At 68.6% G+C, this 18,635-nt stretch carries 16 protein-coding genes; 9 read left to right on the top strand and 7 right to left on the bottom strand.

What is annotated here, in order from left to right; genetic code table 11:
* Positions 1–779: 779 nt before the first annotated feature.
* Entirely contained in the window at positions 780–1,682 is a 903-nt protein-coding gene (gene pdxS / locus F1D05_RS00265) for a pyridoxal 5'-phosphate synthase lyase subunit PdxS (protein ID WP_185445173.1), read from the bottom strand.
* 75 nt (positions 1,683–1,757) lie between these two features.
* A complete protein-coding gene (locus F1D05_RS00260) occupies positions 1,758–3,113 on the bottom strand; it encodes a PLP-dependent aminotransferase family protein (RefSeq protein WP_185445171.1) in 1,356 nt (451 codons plus the stop codon).
* 158 nt (positions 3,114–3,271) lie between these two features.
* Here F1D05_RS00260 and F1D05_RS00255 point away from each other — a divergent pair, with 158 nt between their 5' ends.
* Positions 3,272–4,840 carry a bifunctional 3'-5' exonuclease/DNA polymerase gene (locus F1D05_RS00255; RefSeq protein ID WP_246486325.1) on the top strand — a complete coding sequence of 523 codons (1,569 nt, stop codon included), beginning with the start codon at positions 3,272–3,274 and terminating at the stop codon, positions 4,838–4,840.
* Positions 4,841–4,909: 69 nt separating this feature from the next.
* On the opposite strand, the gene F1D05_RS00250 is transcribed toward F1D05_RS00255, so the two are convergent.
* Complete coding sequence (locus F1D05_RS00250) at positions 4,910–5,896, bottom strand: RNA polymerase subunit sigma-70 (RefSeq protein ID WP_246486324.1); 987 nt, start codon at positions 5,894–5,896, stop codon at positions 4,910–4,912.
* Complete coding sequence (locus F1D05_RS00245; RefSeq protein WP_246486323.1) at positions 5,896–6,381, bottom strand: hypothetical protein; 486 nt, start codon at positions 6,379–6,381, stop codon at positions 5,896–5,898. The genes F1D05_RS00250 and F1D05_RS00245 overlap by 1 nt, the downstream gene beginning before the upstream one ends.
* Before the next feature lie 534 nt (positions 6,382–6,915).
* Between F1D05_RS00245 and F1D05_RS00240 the strand changes: the two genes are divergently transcribed.
* Together F1D05_RS00240 and F1D05_RS00235 are read left to right on the top strand one after the other, a co-directional pair.
* The gene (locus tag F1D05_RS00240) at positions 6,916–7,761 is read left to right on the top strand and encodes an S-methyl-5'-thioadenosine phosphorylase (protein WP_185445169.1); all 846 of its coding nucleotides are present in this window, start codon (positions 6,916–6,918) and stop codon (positions 7,759–7,761) included.
* The gene (locus F1D05_RS00235; RefSeq protein WP_185445167.1) at positions 7,758–8,780 is read left to right on the top strand and encodes an NAD-dependent epimerase/dehydratase family protein; all 1,023 of its coding nucleotides are present in this window, start codon (positions 7,758–7,760) and stop codon (positions 8,778–8,780) included. The genes F1D05_RS00240 and F1D05_RS00235 overlap by 4 nt, the downstream gene beginning before the upstream one ends.
* A 351-nt stretch (positions 8,781–9,131) precedes the next feature.
* On the opposite strand, the gene F1D05_RS00230 is transcribed toward F1D05_RS00235, so the two are convergent.
* Both F1D05_RS00230 and F1D05_RS00225 read right to left on the bottom strand, forming a co-directional pair.
* Entirely contained in the window at positions 9,132–10,292 is a 1,161-nt protein-coding gene (locus F1D05_RS00230) for a sensor histidine kinase (RefSeq protein WP_185445165.1), read from the bottom strand.
* Complete coding sequence (locus F1D05_RS00225) at positions 10,289–10,987, bottom strand: response regulator transcription factor (protein WP_185445163.1); 699 nt, start codon at positions 10,985–10,987, stop codon at positions 10,289–10,291. Before F1D05_RS00225 ends, F1D05_RS00230 begins: the two co-directional genes overlap by 4 nt.
* Positions 10,988–11,109: 122 nt before the next feature.
* Here F1D05_RS00225 and F1D05_RS00220 point away from each other — a divergent pair, with 122 nt between their 5' ends.
* The 6 genes from F1D05_RS00220 to F1D05_RS00195 all read left to right on the top strand — a co-directional run bounded on the left by F1D05_RS00220 (position 11,110) and on the right by F1D05_RS00195 (position 17,011).
* Positions 11,110–11,769, top strand: coding sequence for a glycosyltransferase family 2 protein (locus F1D05_RS00220; protein ID WP_206686011.1), 660 nt, complete (start codon positions 11,110–11,112; stop codon positions 11,767–11,769).
* Positions 11,766–13,049, top strand: a complete 1,284-nt coding sequence (locus F1D05_RS38535; RefSeq protein WP_206686010.1) for a DUF2064 domain-containing protein — start codon at positions 11,766–11,768, stop codon at positions 13,047–13,049. Before F1D05_RS00220 ends, F1D05_RS38535 begins: the two co-directional genes overlap by 4 nt.
* 83 nt (positions 13,050–13,132) lie before the next feature.
* On the top strand, positions 13,133–14,455 hold the full coding sequence (locus F1D05_RS00210; RefSeq protein WP_185445159.1) for a glycosyltransferase 87 family protein: 1,323 nt from the start codon (positions 13,133–13,135) through the stop codon (positions 14,453–14,455).
* Between the two features lie 5 nt (positions 14,456–14,460).
* Complete coding sequence (locus tag F1D05_RS00205; protein WP_185445157.1) at positions 14,461–15,318, top strand: ATP-grasp domain-containing protein; 858 nt, start codon at positions 14,461–14,463, stop codon at positions 15,316–15,318.
* Positions 15,319–15,397: 79 nt separating this feature from the next.
* Positions 15,398–16,063 (top strand): WhiB family transcriptional regulator, encoded by a 666-nt coding sequence (locus F1D05_RS39505; protein ID WP_185445156.1) that lies wholly within the window; start codon positions 15,398–15,400, stop codon positions 16,061–16,063.
* Between the two features lie 18 nt (positions 16,064–16,081).
* On the top strand, positions 16,082–17,011 hold the full coding sequence (locus tag F1D05_RS00195) for a threonine/serine dehydratase (protein WP_185445154.1): 930 nt from the start codon (positions 16,082–16,084) through the stop codon (positions 17,009–17,011).
* A 31-nt stretch (positions 17,012–17,042) separates the two neighbouring features.
* Here the strand turns inward: F1D05_RS00195 and F1D05_RS00190 are convergent, their stop codons facing one another.
* Positions 17,043–18,506 carry a glycosyltransferase family 87 protein gene (locus F1D05_RS00190; RefSeq protein WP_185445152.1) on the bottom strand — a complete coding sequence of 488 codons (1,464 nt, stop codon included), beginning with the start codon at positions 18,504–18,506 and terminating at the stop codon, positions 17,043–17,045.
* Between the last annotated feature and the right edge of the window lie 129 nt (positions 18,507–18,635).

The following is an 18,635-nucleotide window of genomic DNA, read 5'->3' as shown; positions in this document are numbered from 1 at the left end:
GCAGCTTGATGGCTGCGTCGCCTCGCGTCGGCGGTCGCCAGGGAGACAAGGGCGGTTCCTTCAATCCAGCAAAGCGAGCACTTCTTACACGGGCTAAAATTACATGCGACATCGCTCATCCACGGACAAAGTCAGCCAACGAGGCTTTGCACGCTGTCACAACGGTCGGTGTCAGACAAGTAGCGCCCAGGCGTGTCGCCGAAGGGCGGTGGGTAGGGGCGACGTCGGGGCCTAGGGGCATCGGTAGTGAATCTGCTGGGGTCGCTGTGGTGGCCTGCTTGCCGCGGCGATGACTGGTCTCGACTTTTGTCCTGACCAAGGCTCTGGTGCCGCGGACCAACCTCGCCGACTACTGCGCCGTACAAACGCCTTCGGCGTTATACAGCGCACCAGATTGTCGTGACCACTGACGTCTGCGCGAACTGCACAATCCCTGGCGGCTCATTAGCCAGCGGTTCAGTGTCTGGATCGCGGTCCTACCTGGCGCTGACCGCCGGCATCCTCGCGCCAGTCGTGTAGCCCTGGGAGCAGGCACACTGCACGGCCTCCAGCCTACGTCGAGACAACCCCGTCAGCCACGATCCGAGAGACGCGCCACTCGGTGTTGCGTTCAATCCTCGACTAGCTCCCCACTTTGGACCAAAACACCAGCCCGATCGGTCCATGCCGTGGCTCAAAATTGTTCGCCCCTGATCGACGGGCCTTCAGCACCGACCACCTCAGGACCCCACACCCAATTTACGCTGGAAGCTGAGGCGAACGGGACAAGGTGCGGTCGACTACCAACCGCGTTCTGCGAGGCGGTGCGGGGCTGCAATTTCGTCTACGTTGATGCCGACCATGGCCTCGCCCAGGCCGCGGGAGACCTTGGCGAGCACGTCCGGGTCGTCGTAGAACGTGGTGGCCTTGACGATCGCCTCGGCGCGCTGGGCCGGGTTGCCGGACTTGAAGATGCCGGAGCCGACGAACACGCCCTCGGCGCCGAGCTGCATCATCATCGCGGCGTCGGCCGGGGTGGCGATACCACCGGCGGTGAAGAGCACGACCGGGAGCTTGCCCAGAGCGGCGACCTCCTTGACCAGCTCGTACGGCGCCTGCAGCTCCTTGGCGGCGACGAACAGCTCGTCCTCCGGCAGGTTCTGCAGGTGCCGGAGCTGCTGGCGGATCTGGCGCATGTGGGTGGTGGCGTTGGAGACGTCACCGGTACCGGCCTCGCCCTTGGAGCGGATCATCGCCGCGCCCTCGGTGATCCGGCGCAGCGCCTCGCCCAGGTTGGTCGCGCCGCAGACGAAGGGAACGGTGAAGTTCCACTTGTCGATGTGGTTCGCGTAGTCGGCCGGGGTGAGCACCTCGGACTCGTCGATGTAGTCGACACCGAGGCTCTGCAGCACCTGTGCCTCGACGAAGTGACCGATCCGGGCCTTGGCCATCACCGGGATCGAGACGGAGCTGATGATCGAGTCGATCATGTCCGGGTCGCTCATCCGGGAGACGCCACCCTGGGCACGGATGTCGGCCGGGACCCGCTCGAGCGCCATCACCGCGACGGCACCGGCGTCCTCGGCGATCTTCGCCTGCTCGGCGGTGACCACGTCCATGATCACGCCGCCCTTGAGCATCTCGGCCATGCCCCGCTTCACCTTCGCGGTACCGGTCTGCGGGCTGTTCTGGGTCTCGGTCACTGCATCCTCCTGGTCGCGGCTCGTCACAGCCCCAGCCTAGGTCTCGACCGCCGCCCGACTTCAGTCCACCTCAGATCAACTGGACTGAGCAAGCGCGGCGCCGAGGCGGGCGACGACCAGGCGAAGCGTGGCCGGTGGGGCGGTGAACGGGATCCGGATATGCCGCCGGTCAGTGCCGTCGGGAGTGAACAGGTCGCCGGCACCTAGCAGCAGGCCCTGCTGCCGGGCCGCGTCCAGCACCCGGCGCGCCCTGACCTCTGTCAGCTCCAGCCAGAGCGTCATCCCACCGGTGGGGGTCGCCCAGGCCACGCCATCCAGGGTCTTCAGCCCACTCTCCAGCGCTTGCAGGTTGGCCCGCAGCCGCGTCTTGCGTCGGGAGATCACCCGGTCGAGCCTGCCGAGGATCGCCTGCGCCAGTAGGTCGTCCAGTGCACTCGGCGAGACCACGCTGAGCTGTGCGGACGTGTTGATCCGCCTGCGCAGCTGCCGCCCGGTCCGGACCCAGCCGACTCGCAGCCCACCCCACACGGTCTTACTGAGCGAGCCGACACTTACTGTGCGCGGGTAGCGGCTCAGCGGGTCGGGCTGGTCGCCACTGGCCAACCAGAGCGGGCGCATGGTCTCGTCGCTGATCAGCGCAGCGTCGTACCGCCGGGCGATCTCGACCACCGCAGTACGGCGATCGGCGGGCAGGCTCAGGCCGGTCGGGTTGTGGTTGTCCGCCTGCAGGTAGATCACCTTCGGCTTGTGCCGCCTGCAGAGGTGCGCCAACTGATCCGTGTCCCAGACACCGGCCGGCCAGCCCACGACATCCAGCCGGTGCTTCCTGAGCAGGTCAAAGGCCGCGGGATACGTCGGGGACTCGGTGATCGCTACTCCTGGTCCCAGGTCCAGCCCTGCCAAGGCTGCGTTCAGACCGGCAGCCGCACCGACGGTGAGCGTTAGCTGGCCCGGCTCTGTCGGAACGCCTTCCTTCGTGAGGCGCTCAGCTAGCGCAGTACGAAGGTCTAGTGAGCCACCCGAGGGTGGGCCGTCTCCGCCCATCGCTTGCGGCAGTCCCTCGGCCACGACCTGCGCTGCAACCTCAGCAACGTCGTGCGGAGCAGCCGTGGTGGCGAAGCGGAGGTCCAGCATGGGCTGATCGCCAGCGGTCACGGTCGACGCCGGAGCGATCGGGTCCAGCAACCGGTCCAGCGGCCGCACATGCGTCCCGGAGCCCCGCTTGGTCTCCAGCACGCCATCAGCCCGCAACTGATCCAGAGCCCGTACTACGGTCACCCGACTGAGCCCGAGACGCTCCGAGAGCACGCGCTCCGACGGGAGCCGGGACCCGATCGACAGGTCACCCCGCTCGATCCGCCGCAGTACCAGGGCCTCGACCTGTTCGGTCTTGGTCCCGTCCGCCGGATCCAGATCACTCCCCCGCCACATAAGTCCAGTCTCCCACCACTGGCCTCACAGGGAGCCACCCCACCTACAGCTGACGGAGTCGGCGGGAAGGCGGGGCGGGGAGGCTCACGGAATGGCGGCGAGGAGGGCGGGTGGAAGGGGTCGCGGAAATGTCGGCGGCAGGTGTGAGGATTCGGGGTATGGACGAGCGGTGGGCGGTGGCGCCGGAGGAGGGTGGCGGGGCGGTTCTCGTCGCCCTGCATCCGGACGGTCAGCCGGCCGGCGAGGTGCTGCACGAGCCCGACCTGGCGGCAGCTGTTGGGTCGCGTCCGCAGGTGAGTCGGTGGGTGTGGCGGTCGAGCTCGGAGATCTACCCGCGGCTGCTGGCTGCCGGAGTACGGGTCGAGCGCTGCTACGACATCGAGAACAGCGAGACCCTCTTGCTCGGGCATGCGGGACGCCTCGGCGAGCCGCACTCGGCCGCGGCTGCGTGGGCGCGGTTGTCCGGCGGCCCGATTCCTGCCGATCCACCGCTGCGTGGAGTCGATCCGGGCGAGCAGTCGTCTTTGTTCGAGATCCAAGCCGAGCCGGTCGCGTTCGAGGCGCTCCTGCGGGTGTACGCCGATCAACTGCGGCGCCACCAGGAGGCCGAGTTCCCGGACCGGATGCGGTTGCTGACGGCATCGGAGTCGTCCGGCTGGCTCATCGCGGCCGAGATGGACCGCGCCGGCCTGCCGTGGAGCGCGGACGCGCATCGGGCCTTGCTGAGCGAGCTGCTGGGTGAGCGGTTCGCGGGCGGTGGCGAGCCGCGCCGATTGACCGAGCTCGCCGACCAGGTGTCGACCGCCTTCGGCCGACGGGTGCGGCCGGATCTGCCGGCCGACGTGCTGAAGGCGTTCAAGCAGGCCGGCCACCAGCTGACCTCGACCCGCCGGTGGGAGCTGCAGAACATCGACCACCCGGCCGTCGAGCCCCTGATCGAGTACAAGAAGCTCTACCGGATCTACACCGCCAACGGCTGGACCTGGCTGAACGACTGGGTCCACGACGGCCGCTTCCGCCCAGGCTTCGTTCCGGGTGGCACGGTGTCCGGGCGCTGGATCACGAACGGCGGTGGCGGGCTGCAGATCCCCAAGGTCATCCGCCGGGCCGTGGTGGCCGATCCCGGCTGGCGGCTGGTCGTCGCCGACGCCGCCCAGATGGAGCCGCGCGTGCTGGCGGCGATCTCGCGCGATCCGGGGCTGATGGAGGTCGCGGGCAGCGCGGGAGACCTCTACAAAGCCGTCTCGGACAAGGCGTTCTCGGGCGATCGCGCGATGGCCAAACTCGCAGTACTGGGCGCTGTCTACGGGCAGACGTCAGGTGATGGGCTGCAGAACCTGGCCGCGCTGCGGAAGCGGTTCCCCAAGGCCGTCGCGTACGTCGATGACGCCGCGCGGGCCGGCGAGGAGGGCAAGCTGGTGCGGACCTGGCTCGGGCGCACCTGTCCGCCCGACGGCGCCCCGATCGACGCCGCGCTGCTCGAAGGTCCACCGATCGACGAGCCGCAGCAGGACAGCCGCCGGGCCCGCGCCCGCGGCCGCTTCACCCGGAACTTCGTGGTCCAGGGCAGTGCCGCCGACTGGGCCCTGCTGATGATGGCCGCGCTCCGCCAGTCGATCACCACGCTGAAGGCCGAGCTGGTGTTCTTCCAGCACGACGAGGTGATCGTGCACTGCCCCGCCGACGAGGCCGATCAGGTCGCCGCGGCGATCCAGGCCCGCGAGTGACCTGGCCGGCCGGATCACCTTCGGCGAGACCCCGACCCGCTTCCCCTTCGACACCGCCATCGTCGAGTGCTACGCCGACGCCAAGTGATCGGGAAGCCCCAAGCGGGGGAAGTCGGTGATCTCGAAGGCGGTCATTTCGGCGATCAGTCCGTTCTCGACCCGGAAGACGTCGACGCCGAACGGCAGGTACAGGGTGTCGCCGGGCTTGCGGAGGTAGCCGGCCAGCGCGGGCTGGCGGTTGATGCCGACCGGCAGGAACTGCCAATGGCCGCGGTAGGCCATGCCGGTCGGCTCGAGGTTCGCCGCCATGATGCGGTGGGCATCGGCACGGCCCTGGAACCAGAACGGCCACGGCGGCATGGTGATCCGCACATCCTCGTGCATCAACGCGGCGATCGCTGCCGGATCCGCCCGCTCCCAGGCTTCCATGTACTTCGCCAGCAGCAGCTTCTCGGCCGTCGACGGGTCCTGCGACGGCGCCCACTCCATCCTTCGCTCCGGCAACTGCTCCCGCAGTACGGGCCTGGCTCGTTGCAGCGCGCTGTTCACGGCTGCCACTGTCAGGTCTGTTGCTTCGGCAGTCTCCTTGGCTGACCAGCCGAGCACGTCCCTGAAGATCAGTACTGCGCGCTGCCGCGCCGGGAGGTGCTGGATGGCTATCAGGAACGCCAGCTCGATCGTCTCCCGCCGTACGGCTTCGGCGTCGGGTTCCTCCGCCCGGTCGAGCAGTACGTCGGGGAACGGCTGCAGCCAGGGCAAGTCCTCCCGCGCGGGCACTGCTGTGGTCGGGAAGGACGCAGGCTCGAGCTGATGCGGCAGCACCCGCTGCGGACGACGGGTCTCATCGATGCAGGCGTTGGTGGCGATGCGGTACAGCCAGGCACGGAAGCTGGACCTGCCCTCGAAGTCCGTCCGCCGCCGCCATGCGCGCAGGAAGGTCTCCTGCACCATGTCCTCGGCCTCGTCGAACGAGCCGAGCATCCGGTAGCAGTGCACGCGCAGCTCGTGCCGGTGTCGCTCCACCTGTTCAGTGAACGCCTCCTCGGTCACAGTCATCAGCTGCCATCCTCCAGCTCGATTGTGCACGGCAGTGGGGCATGTCCGGCCAGCCGGAACCACCTGACCAGGCGCCGGGTACGCAGGTTCCGCGTCGACACCACTATGTCGTTGTGGAACCGCCGGGCCATCTGCACCCGCCGCATAGCGACCCCTAGCTCGACGGACCACGGCTCGATGTCGGTAGCCGTCGCAGCGACTGCTCTGCTCAGGACCGACTCACACTGCTCACGGTCCTCGGTCTCGGCTGTTCGGGCTCGATGTGCCGCATCCAGGAGAAGCAGGGACGACGCTGGATCGAGTACCCCGCTACCGGCGAGCTCCGCGACCAGTGCAGACCTCCGCGCCAGCTCTGTCGCCAACGAGGCTCGCGCGGTCGCCACCCGGTGATGCAGCCGATCCAACCTGCCCGCAGTCCAGCTCAGGTAGGCGCCCAGCAACAACAGCAGACCTCCCACCACCACCAGCACCCAGTACGCCTGCACGCCCCCATTCGACCATCCAGCCGCTCAGCCGAAGCGGGTGGTTCCCCCCTCCCTCCCGGGGTTCACCCCTCCCCCTGGGGGTTCCCCCACTCGCACACCAGTGGGGGAACCCCCAGCCGCAGAGGGAACCACCGACTCCGGTACGGGCCGGGGCTCCCCTCCGCGGAGGGAACCACCCGCTCAGCCGAAGCGGGTGGTCCCCCCCTCCCTCCCGGGGTTCACCCCTCCCCCTGGGGGTTCCCCCACTCGCACACCAGTGGGGGAACCCCCAGCCGCAGAGGGAACCACCGACTCCGGTACGGGCCGGGGCTCCCCTCCGCGGAGGGAACCACCCGCTCAGCCGAAGCGGGTGGTTCCCCCTCCCTCCTGGGGTTCCCCCCTCCCCCTGGGGGTTCCCCCACTCGCACACCAGTGGGGGAACCCCCAGCGGCGGAGGGAACCACCGACTCCGGTACGGGCCGGGGCGATTACGGGCTGCTGACGGTGTCGGCGAATCGCGTAGTCGCGGCGTTTTCGGCTTCTAGGGTCAGAGGTATGGCAGAAATCGGTGTGATCGGTGGATCCGGCTTCTACTCGTTCCTGTCCGGCGCGCGGCCGGTCGAGCTCGACACCCCCTTCGGGCGGCCGAGCGAACCACCAGTGGTGGGCGAGGTCAACGGTCGCGAGGTCGCGTTCATCCCCAGACACGGCGCGGACCACCGCTTCCCACCCCACCAGGTGAACTACCGCGCGAACCTCTGGGCGCTCCGCGAACTCGGCGTACGGCAGGTCCTCGCACCGTGCGCCGTCGGCTCGCTCAAGGCTGAGCTGACCCCCGGCACGTTCGTCGTCCCGGACCAGTACGTCGACCGCACCTGGGGCCGCAAACACACCGTGTACGCCGACGGGCGCCCCGTCGTCCACGTCTCCCCCGCCGACCCGTACTGCGCCGTCGGCCGCGCTGCCGTGATTGCCGCCGGCAACCAACATCTGGCCGCGGTGACCGAGGACGCGAGGGCGCTCCGCGACGTGGAACCGGGTCGGGTGGTGGCGAGCGGAACGATGGTGGTGATCAACGGGCCGCGGTTCTCGACTCGGGCCGAGTCGCGCTGGCACGCCGAGCAAGGGTGGTCGGTCGTAGGGATGACCGGCGCGCCGGAAGCCTCGATCGCTAGGGAGCTGGCGCTCTGCTACACCTCTGTCGCCGTGGTGACAGATCACGACGCCGGGATCGCCGCCGGTGAGGGCGTGACGCAGGCGGAGGTGTTCGCGGTGTTCGGCCGGAGCATCGAGCGACTCAAGGACCTGCTGGCCGAGGTGATCGGGCAGTTGCCCAAATCCGCGGAAGACTGCGAGTGCCGGCATTCGCTGGACGGCACGGCCGCCGTGGACCTCTGGTGAGAATCCTGCTGACCGGCGGCGCCGGCTTCATCGGGCAACACGTCCACCGCCAACTGGTTGCCGAGGGCCACGACATCGTCGTACTCGACTCCCTCCGTGCGGATGTCCATCAGAATCCGCCCGCGCTGGACGGGTTGATCGTCGGCGACATCCGTGACGCCGAGGTCGTCGACCGGGCGTTGGACGGGGTCGACAAGGTCGTGCATCTGGCGGCGAAGGTCGGGTTGGGTGTCGATCTCGACGACATGGACGACTACGTCAGCAGCAACAGCCTCGGTACGGCGGTGCTGCTCCGCGCGATGGGTCGGCGGAAGGTGCGTCAGCTGGTCTACGCGAGCTCGATGGTCGTGTACGGCGAAGGCCGGTACGAGTGCGATCGGCATGGTGTCGTCGCGCCCGGTCCTCGGCGGGTGCAGGACCTGGAGGGTGGGCAGTTCGAGCCGCCTTGTCCGTTCTGTGGTGATCCGCTGCGGCCCGGATTGGTTGACGAGACCGCGCCGACCGACCCGCGCAACACGTACGCCGCCACCAAGCTCAATGGCGAGCACCTGGCGGTCGCGTGGTGCCGCGAGACGGGTGGGCGGGTTGCGGCGATGCGGTTCCACAATGTGTACGGGCCGGGGATGCCGCGCAATACGCCGTACGCCGGGGTTGCTGCTCTGTTCCGCTCCGCGTTGGAGCGGGGCGAGGCGCCGCGGGTGTTCGAGGATGGTCGGCAGCGGCGCGATTTCGTCCATGTCGGCGATGTGGCTACTGCGGTGACTGCGGCTGCCGGCGCGCTGGGTGACCATCCGCAGTTCGCGGCGTACAACGTGGGCAGCGGGACCGTCCGGACGATCGGTGATCTGGCCGAAGAGCTGTCCCGCGCGTACGGCGGTCCCGCGCCCGTCGTCACGGGTGACTACCGCCTTGGCGACGTCAGGCACATCACGGCGTCGTCCGAGCGTCTCCGGGAAACCCTCCACTGGAAGCCCGACTACGACCTGAGAACAGGCATCACGGACCTGCTCAACAGCTGAGGCGGTCTGTGGCTGAGGCTACTGCGGAGTGGGCGGACAGCTGAGCGCGCGGGTGGTTGCGGTTACTGCGGGGTGGGCGAGTAGCTGAGGCGGTCTGTGGCTGAGGCTACTGCGGAGTGGGGCCGACAGCTGAGCGCGCGGGTGGTTGCGGTTACTGCGGGGTGGGCGAGTAGCTGAAGCGGTCTGTGGCTGAGGCTACTGCGGAGTGGGGCGGACAGCTGAGCGCGCGGGTGGTTGCGGTTACTGCGGGGTGGGCGAGTAGCTGAAGCGGTCTGTGGCTGAGGCTACTGCGGAGTGGGGCCGACAGCTGAGCGCGCGGGTGGTTGCAGTTGGGCAGGTAGCTGAGGCGACCTACGGGGCGGTGGCTGGGACTGGGGGGAGGTCTATCTGGAAGGCGCAGCCGCCGGTGACGTTGGTTACTGCGATGGTGCCTTCGTGGGATTCGACCACGCCTCGGGCGATGGCCAGGCCCAGGCCGCCACCGCTGCTGTTGACTGAAGCGTTGGCCGGGGTGCGTTGTTCGTCGCCTCGCCAGCCGATGTCGAAGACTCGCTCCAGGTCGTCGTCGGGGATGCCGCCACAGCCGTCGGTCACGGCCAGCCGGACTCGGCCGTCGGACTCGCGATCTACCGACAGCTGCACGGTTCCGCCGGATTCGGTGTGCCGGATCGCGTTGCCGACCAGGTTCGTCACCGCTCGGGTCAGCTCGTCCGCATCACCATGCACCGCGAGCCGGTCGTCGTCATCAGGCATGTTCACCGTCAACTTCACGCCCTCCGAGCGCGCGTGCTCACAGGTCTCCCCTGCCACGTCCTCGGCCAACTCCCGCAGACTCACCGCGGACCGTCGACGCGGCGGCGGTGCGGCCGACAACCGGGACAGCTCGAACAGGTCGTCCACCAACCCGGTCATCCGGTCAACCGTGGTGCGCATCTGCCGAAGCGCCCCGGGGACGTCGTCGACGACCCCGTCCTCCAAGCCCTCGGAGACGGCCCGCAACCCGGCGAGCGGCGTACGGAGGTCGTGGGACATGAAGGCGACCAGCTCCCGCCGGCTGGCCTCCAGAGCACGCTCGCGTTGGGACGAGGCCGCCAGCCGCTTACGAGTCATCTCCAGCTCGTCGGTCAGTGCAGACAGCTCCAGAGGCACGCTGCCCTTACTACCGGCCACAGCAGGCTCGTACGACGTGCCGAGGTGCCGCAAGCGACGCTCGATGTCTCGGGACCCTGCAGTGATCCAGTGACCCAGCAGCACCGACATCCCGAGCCCCAGCAGCGCCGAGAACGCCAGAGTCCACAGCACCACCAGCGAGTCGTGCTGCGAGATGAACATTGCCCGCACGCTCTGCAGCACGGCGGCAAGCGCGGCAGCCATCGGCGCGAGCGCAGCCACGATCATGGTGATCCGCACCGAGCGGCGCCGGAACTGCCACAAGATCGCGCCACCGATCGCCGCGACCACCAACGTCGACAGCGTGGTCAGCGTGAGGATGGTCATCGTGTCGCGGTTCATTCGGCCTCCCCTGCGAACCGGTAGCCCGTGCGCGGCACCGTCAGCACTAGCTGCGGATCGGACGGGTCGACCTCGATCTTCTCCCGCAGCCGGCGCACATGCACGGTCACCGTCGACGAGTCGCCGAAGTCCCAGCCCCAGACCCGGCGGAGCAGCTCCGCTTTCGTGTAGGCCTTGCCGGGATGCGCGGCGAGGAAGGCGAGCAGGTCGAACTCGCGGTGCGTCAGTGACAGCTCAGCGTCAGCCAGGAACGCAGTACGAGCAGCTGTGTCGACAGTGATCGGCCCAGCGGTCAGCTTGGTCGGGGTGAGATCCACACCACCCAGGCGTTCCTCCCGGCGCAGCATCGCCTGCACCCGAAGGGTCAGCTCGCGAGGGCTGAACGGCTTCACGACGTAATCGTCGGCGCCGACCTCCAACCCCACAAGCCGGTCCTCCTCCTCACCGCGAGCGGACAACATGATCACGGCGGCACCGTCATCGGCCGCACGCATCCGGCGCAGGACGTCCAGGCCCGACAGACCAGGCAGCATCACATCCAGTACTACGACCGAGGGCTTCCACTGCTGCCAGACCTCGAGCGCCAGTACGCCGTCGGCCACCACGCGGGCCTCATACCCGGCTTTGGTCAGGTACGCAGAAACCACGTTCGACACCGTCGGGTCGTCGTCCACCACTAGAACACGAGTAGCCACGGCACGAGCCTAGATCTTCCAGCCACCGCCAAGCGCCACAGAGAGCTGTCGGGAAGTCGCCGTAAGCGAGCCGTAGCCGCGTTCCGGCCCAGTAGCCGCGGGAACTTCCCTACCGTCGAATGGTGCAGTCAGTAGAAGTCGACCTCATCCTCCCGTGCCTCGACGAGGCCGCCGCCCTGCCATGGGTACTCGGCAGACTCCCCGATGGCGTCCGTGCCGTTGTCGTCGACAACGGTTCCACCGACGGCTCACCAGAGATCGCGGCACGGCTAGGAGCCACAGTGGTCAGCTGTGAGGTGCGCGGGTACGGTGCTGCCTGCCACGCCGGCTTGGAAGCCGCAACGGCGCCAGTGGTCGCTTTCCTCGACGCAGACGCGTCTCTCGATCCTCGCCAGCTCGTAAGGGTCACCGCGCCGGTCCTGTCCGGGCGCGCGGACCTGATGCTCGGCCGACGCCGACCTGTGTCCCGAGACGTCTGGCCGTGGCACCTCCGCCTTGCCAACGCCGAACTGTCCCGCCGGATCAGGCGGCGCACCGGCGTACGGCTGCATGACCTCGGACCGATGCGGGCCGCTCGCCGCGAGGCACTGCTCGCCCTCGGACTGGTGGATCGTCGCTCCGGCTACCCGCTGGAGACGGTCGTCCGCGCCGCCGACGCAGGCTGGCGGATCGCCGAGGTGGAGGTCGACTACCTGCCACGCTCGGGCCGTTCCAAGGTCACCGGTACGCCGCTCGGTGCCGCCCGGGCGGTCAAGGACATGACGAAGGTGCTCGGCCGATGACAGCCGACACCCTGATCGTGATCGCGAAGGAACCTGTCGCGGGGCGGGTCAAGACGCGGCTCCAGACCGAGTTCACCCCGGCCGAAGCGGCTGCGCTGGCCAGAGCCTCCCTCGCTGACACGCTGGCCGCCGTACGAGCCACCGGCGTACGCCGAAAGGTGCTCGCGCTGGAGGGCAACTCCGAGGCCTGGCCCGGCTTCACCGTCGTACCGCAGCGCGGTGACGGCCTCGACGAGCGACTGGCTGCGGCCTTCGAGGATGCGTACGCCGGTACGCCGATGCTGCTGATCGGCATGGACACCCCGCAGGTGACCCCGGCGTTGCTCCGGGCCGACTGGTCCCAGTACGACGCGGTGCTCGGGTTGACCGAGGACGGCGGCTACTGGTGTCTCGGCCTTCAACAACCCGATCGCCGCGCACTTGTCGGCGTACCGATGTCCACGGATCACACCGGTGCCGACCAGCTCGCGCGGCTTCGGTCACTCGGCTACAGCGTTTTCCTCGTGCCGACGCTGCGGGATATGGATACGCCTGCAGACGCTGCGGCTATAGCGACGACCTATCCGAATCTGCGCACCTCCCGGCTGCACCGCAGACTGCATCACTCGGCTCACCCGTCGCTGCTCTTCGACAAGGCGCTGGAGGGCGCACGCGTCGTTGCCACCGGCGCCGACGGCCGCACGGTGACGTCGCTGTCGGAGGTGGACCGCTGGCAGGCGCCGGCCGACGCAGTGGACAGGTTGGCATTGAGCCGCTGCGAGGGACCGGTCCTGGACATTGGCTGCGGTCCTGGCCGGATAGTCACCGCGTTAGCTGAACAAGGGATCCCGGCGCTCGGCGTAGACATCTCTGCCCAGGCAGTGATGCTGACGAACGAGCGAGGCGCTCCCGCGCTGCGGCGGCCGGTGCAGGAGCCGCTGCCGGGCGAGGGCCGCTGGGGAAGCGTCCTGCTGATGGACGGCAATATCGGCATCGGTGGCGCCCCGGAGGCACTCCTGCGGCGCTGTGCCGAGCTGGTCCGGCCGGAAGGACTCGTCCTGGTCGAGGTCGACCCCGACGACGACCTGGACGACTCCGCGCCCATCGTCCTGCGCAGTGCCAGCCGCCGCTCACACCCGTTGCCTTGGGCAAGGGTAGGAAGCCGCGCCGTACTCCGGTACGCCCTCGCGGCAGACCTGCTCGCCACCGAGGACTGGCGTGCCGAAGGCCGGGCCTTCCTCACCTTCCGCCGCTGCAGCACCTCAACTACCTCCGCCCTACTCACGGCAGCCCACCAGTGAGTGACTCTGGCACCAGGCCGGGCAAGAGCCCTCACCTCCGCCTTGCAGTCGGGGGGCTGCTTGCAGCCGCCGCTAGCGCAGCGGTGATCGCTGCCGAGTCCGCCAACTGGTGGCAGAACGCTGTCCTGCTGACCGCCTTCGCGGGAGTCTCGGGAGTCGTCTGGCTGATCACCAGACGCCCCGAAGGCAACCGCACCATCCTGTTCGTGGTCGCCTTCGCCGCGCTCTGCCAGGTGCCTGGCCTGACCACCGCACCCATCACCAGCACCGACGCCTATCGCTACGTGTGGGACGGCAGGGTCCAGCTCTCAGGCAGTTCGCCGTACTCGCATGTGCCGCTGGACGACGGCCTAGCCCAACTACGTGACCCGCTGCTCTTCCCGGGCCTCTCCCCCACGGACAGGTCCGGCGTAGTCGGACCACCACGCGTCCCGCACGACTCAGCGGCCGTGACAGCCCTCTCCACCGACGATCCACGCACCAAGATCAACCGCCCGCGCGTACCGACCATCTATCCGCCCGTGGCCCAGGCGTACTTCACCGCCGTCGCTCTGCTCACCCCCTGGTCAGCAGGCACCGAAGGACTCCAACTGGCCGCGGCACTACTCGCCGTAGTACTCACAGCGTTACTCGCTGTGGAATTACGCCGTCGCGGGCGTGATCCACGCTGGGCGGCTATGTGGGGTTGGTCACCGATCGTCACCTTGGAAGCCGGCAGCGCCGCCCACGTGGACGTCCTCGCCGCCCTGCTCATCGTGGCCGCGGTACTCGCCGCCGCCAGACGCAAACCAGTCGTCGCCGGGCTACTCCTCGGCGCCGCCGCCAGCGTCAAGCTCCTTCCCCTCCTGCTCCTCCCCGCGTTCACCACCCGCAGGCTTCGCACACCATTGGTTGCCGTCGGCACCTTCATCGCGTCGTACATCCCCCATCTGCTCGTCGCCGGCACCTTGGTAGTCGGCTTCCTGCCCGGCTATCTGACCCAGGAAGGGTTCTCCGACGGCAGCTCCCGATCGGCGATTCTCGCGCTGGTGCTGCCTCCTGAGGCGCGCCAGCTCGCTGCCGGCATCCTCGCCGTGGGGCTGGCGCTGCTGGCGATCCGCAGGCACGGGCGTGAGCCGATCGCGGTCACCTGCTGCTGGCTGTACGGCGCCGCGCTACTCATCACCACGCCCACCTACCCGTGGTACGGGCTGCCCTTGATCGCCCTGGCCGTTCTCGCCGGGCAGCTCGAATGGCTGGTCGTCCCGGCCGCCGCCTACCTCTCCTACGCCAGCTTCGGACACGAGCACCAGCCCGGCCTGTTCTACCTGACCGCGGCTGTCATCGTCGCCGCCACCATCACACTGCGTCACCGCTTGACCGCTGGACCGCAGTTTGACGTTCCGGCTGAAGCGCTCCGACACTGATCGACGTGACTACACGCATCGCCCTTGCCACCTCCGCCGACCACGCGGACCTGCACCCGGCCGACCTGCCGCTCGCGGCCGCGCTCCGGACCGCGGGACTCGACCCGGTCGCGGAGGTCTGGACCGATCCGTCGGTGGACTGGTCGTCGTACGACGCGGTGCTGCTCCGGTCGGTCTGGGATTACCACACCCGGTACCTGGAGTTCACCGAGTGGCTCGGCCAGCTCGACAAGGCCTGCGTACCGGTGTTCAACGACACCGACCTGCTCCGCTGGAACGGCGACAAGCGGTACCTGCTGGAGCTCCGCGAGCGCGGTGTCGCGATCGTGCCGTCCCAGGTGGCGGCCGGCGCCTGCCTGCACGAGGTGGTCGCCGGGCTCGACGGTCAGCAGATCGTGATCAAGCCGACGGTGAGCGCCACCGCGCACAACACCATCCGGGGTCTGGCCGGGTCCGGCGAGCTGAGCCGCGCGATGGGCGATCTGCCGGATGACGTCTACCTGGTGCAGCCGTTCCTGCCCGAGATCCAGTCCGAGGGCGAGTGGTCGCTGATCTACCTCGACGGCGAGTACAGCCACTCGGTTCTGAAGCGCCCGGCCGACGGCGACTACCGGGTCCAGAGCGACATGGGAGGTACGGCGACGTCGGCCGACCCGACTCCCGCAGTACGAGCCGCTGCGGACGCCGTACTGGCCGCGGTCGACAGCAAGCACGCACCGGTCTACGCCCGGGTCGACGGGGTCGTCGTGACCGGCCGCTTCCTGCTGATGGAAGTCGAGCTCATCGAGCCCTACCTCTTCCTCCCCCAGCACCCGGCCGCCGACGTCCAGCTGGCTACAGCGGTCGCCAGCCGTCTAGCTTAAGTATAGTAATTGAGTAGCATTACTCTCATATAGTAAGACCGCCGGCAGGACGGCGGGGAACGCGCATACCGTCAGGGTTATGAGGCCGACGCTGACTGTGATCGCAGACCCCGCCGACCAGTGGATGAGCCGCGCCGCCTGTGTCGGCCAGGGTCCCGCGTACGACGAAACCGCCAGCCCGTGGGAGCAGCGGAAGGCCCGCGAGCTGTGCCTCACCGCCTGCCCGGTGCTCGCCGAGTGCCGCGAATGGGCCCGCCGCACCAAGTTCACCGGTACGGCGGCCGGCGAGAAGCTTCTCTACGGCCGTCGCCGCGGGCACCCGGAGAATCGGCTGCGGATGCTGACCGACCTCGGCGACAGCCTGGAGGTCCGGGACTGGATCACCTGCCTGGTCCGCCCGGCGACCGACCACCTGGCCGGCCTGGGCAGTCCGACCTGGTTCGCCCGGTTCGGCGCGCAGGTGATGACGGATCCCGAGCTGCGCGACATCATGATCGCCGAATCCCTGACCTCGCCGTCCCTGCAGCAGATCATCGACGGGCTGCGACGCAGTCTGCCCGCGCTGCCGCTCGAGGTCCGGCTCGAACGCAGTGCGATGCTCCGGCACCTGATGGTGCACATGCTCGCCGAGCACGGACGCGGCCTGGCCGACGGTACGCCGGTGCCGCGCGCCGATTGGCAAGGTCTGGCGACCGGGCTGATCGATGCGCTCGTCGGGCTCTGGCAGGTACCGGTCAGCAAGTAGGCGACTAAGGTCTGGCGTATGCCGAGCCTCGAGGATGTTCGCCGTGCCGCCGCCGGTCTGCAAGGGCGGATTCACCGTACGCCGATGCTCGGATCCACCGCGTTGGACGAGATCTTCGGCGGCCGGCTGACGCTGAAGGCGGAGCTGTTCCAGAAGACGGGCAGCTTCAAGGTGCGCGGCCTGCTCCACAAGACACTCCAGCTGACTCCCGAGGAGCGCGAGCGCGGCGTCATCACGGTGTCGGCCGGGAACGCGGCGGGGGCGCTCGCGTGGGCGGCCCGCGACGCCGGCGTACCGGCGACCGTGGTGATGGCGAAGACCGCCGTACCGGCCAAGATCGACGCGGCTCGCGCGTACGGCGCTCAGGTGGAGCTCGTCGAGGGCGACCTGATCGCGGCGTACGAATCGATCCGGGACGAGCGCAAGCTGACCGGCGTCCACCCGTTCGACGACCTCGACGTGATCACCGGGCACGGCAGCCTCGGCCTCGAACTGCTGGCCGACTCCCCCGACATCGACACCGTGCTGGTCCCGGTCGGCGGCGGCGGTCTGATCTCCGGCGTCGCGCTGGCGGTCAAGCTGCTCAAGCCCACGATCCGCGTGATCGGCATCGAGCCCGAGACCGCCGACGTGGTCAGCCGCAGCCTCGAAGCGGGCTCAGCGCAGAAGCTCCCTACCGCCAAGTCGGTCGCGGATGGTCTCGCTGCACCGGTCTGCGGGACGCACAACTTCGCGATCATCCAGCAGTACGTCGATCAGGTGGTCCGCGTCAGCGAGGCCGCCCTGATCGAGGCGACCCGGCTGGTGATGTCCCGCACCAAGCTCGCCCTCGAACCAGCAGCGGCCGCCCCTTTCGCGGCGCTGCTCGAGGGCAAGATCGAGCTCCACGGCCTGACTGCCGCCGTGGTCAGCGGCGGCAACCTCGACGTGGCAAAACTCAACCTCTGACGGCCACGCCCGCCTTCCTTCCCCTTGCTCTTCAGGCGTGCGCGGGGTCCAACTGACGAGGTGGCAGGTCGGAGACCACACCGTCGCTCGGGTCGTTGACCAGGTCACCGTGGCGGACCGGATCGTTCTCCGGCAGCAGGATGTCGCGGGCGACGACGAGCATCAGCCACAGCGTCCCGGCCATCCGCAGGATCACCGCGAACCAGTAGATCTTGTCCGGCGCGTCCGGCTGCCCGGGCGCCAGGAACTGGGCCAGATGGAGCCAGACCATCATCCAGTAGAACAACTCGCAGGCCTGCCAGATCAGCCAGTCCCGCAACTTCGGGCGGGCCAGCGCGACCAGCGGCAGCAACCAGAGCACGTACTGCGGTGAGTACACCTTGTTGATCAGCAGGAACGCGGCGACCACCAGGAACGCCAGTTGCGCGAAGCGTGGCGGTCTCGGCGCCATCAGCCCGAGGATCGCGATCGACAGGCAGAGCCCCGCGAAGATCACGATGTTCAGCTGGTTCACGTCGGAGACCTCGTGCTTGGCCAGCTTCAGCACGTACCAGATCGAGCCGTAGTCGCTCTCGCGCTCGTCGTTGAAGACCCAGAACGACATCCATTCGTTCTTGGCCAGCAGGTAGATCGGCGCGTTCACCAGGCCCCACGCGAAGATCGCGGCGACCGTCGCCTGGAACCACGGCCACAGTTTGCGGCCGCGCAGGCAGACGATCAGCAGCGGACCGAGCAGCAGGAATGGGTAGAACTTCGCTGCCGTTCCGAGCCCGAGCAGGATGCCGAACCAGATCGGCTTACCTCTCGACCACGCGTACATCGCGCCTGCAGTTAGTACGACGGCGAACAGATCCCAGTTGATCGTCGAGGTGAACGCCAGCACCGGCGCGGCCGCGACGTACAGGGCGTCGAGTGGTTGCCCACGAGCCGCGCCGGGGCGAGTTGCTACGCCGCGCGCGGTGGCGACGGTCAGACCGACCAGCAGCAGCGTGCAGAGGAAGAGCAGCACAACGTTGACGACGAAGAAGACCCCGGCGGTATCGCGCTTCTGCTCGACGGTCAGGTCCTTCTTCGGATCACCGGTGATCTGCCAGGTGATCTTCGCCGCGACCTCCATGAACCCACCGGTCAGCACCGGGTACTCCAGCACCGGGTAGTTACCGGTGTCGAGGAACGGCCGGTTGCCCTCGGCGAAGCCGCGCTCCTGGTAGAGGTAGCCGATGTCGGAGTAGCACAGCGCCTTGAACGGCCGCCAGCTCTGCCGGTCCCAGCCCGCCTCCATACAGGGCGCCTTCTGCAGCACACCGAGCGCGAAGGTGATCGTGCAGACCGCGAGTGCGATCCGCAACGGCGTCCACCAGGAGCCGCCGAGCCGCGCGAACCGGCCGGCCACGCCGCCCAGGCCCACACTCAGGCTCCCGACGGCCGGATCGACCTCTGTCGGCGCCGGCCGCGGCTCAGAGTCCTGGGTACGTCGAGAAGTCACGGTGGACATCGTCTCCTATCCGGTCGGCCGGCCGGCAAGCGGCGCCCGCCAGGGTACCGAGGAACCCTGTCCGGTTGTGTGACCCTACCTACCGCGTGTGGCTCCGGACTGGTGCCTCGACTCCTGTCCGTGGGCGCG

This window comes from Kribbella qitaiheensis (assembly GCF_014217565.1).
Lineage (GTDB): Bacteria > Actinomycetota > Actinomycetes > Propionibacteriales > Kribbellaceae > Kribbella > Kribbella qitaiheensis_A.
Note: the sequence above shows the minus strand (reverse complement) of the source record. Positions and strands in the feature narration are given on the sequence as shown.